Source organism: Polaribacter sp. 20A6 (genome assembly GCF_011378915.1).
GTDB lineage: Bacteria > Bacteroidota > Bacteroidia > Flavobacteriales > Flavobacteriaceae > Polaribacter > Polaribacter sejongensis.
Genome location: NZ_WTPZ01000152.1, coordinates 1 through 509 on the forward strand (window position 1 = coordinate 1; position 509 = coordinate 509).

The following is a 509-nucleotide window of genomic DNA, read 5'->3' on the forward strand; positions in this document are numbered from 1 at the left end:
TTATTTTTTTGTGCTTTGTTGTTTACTTCTTTTGATGCACCAATTTAACGTGTTTTCTAGCAATGATTGTTGTGAGATCGCAGGCAGCGAGGATGACAGCTCGAGTTTATTTCTTGTTGATTGCTGTTTTATCGTGTCTGTTTGGATACCTGAACACGACTCGCATCATTCAAAGACGAAGCACAGTGAAGCCGGGTCAGTGTCCCATACCGGAGATGATTCCACTGTGGGCTGAAAGCTGTTTCAATGATGGACAGTGTCCGACCACACAGAAGTGTTGCCCAACCACCAGTGGCTTTGCATGCAGTGAACCACGTGGTCCAGTACAGGGCAGTGGACCAGGCCAGGGAAGCCAGCAGGGACCGCATAGAAGACAAGGCCAGGCTAGCGGACAGGGCAGTGGACCAGGACAGGGAAGTGGACCGGGTAAGGGAAGTGGACAGGCTAGTGGCCACGGACCGGGACAGGGCAAGGGAAGCGGACAGGCTAGTGGCCACGGACCAGATCGG

General features: G+C 52.7%; 1 protein-coding gene. It reads left to right on the forward strand.

Annotated elements, in window-relative coordinates; all coding sequences use genetic code 11:
- Positions 1 to 246 precede the first annotated feature (246 nt).
- On the forward strand, positions 247 to 509 hold a 263-nt coding region (locus tag GQS57_RS19075; protein ID WP_240915534.1), incomplete at its 3' end, for a hypothetical protein.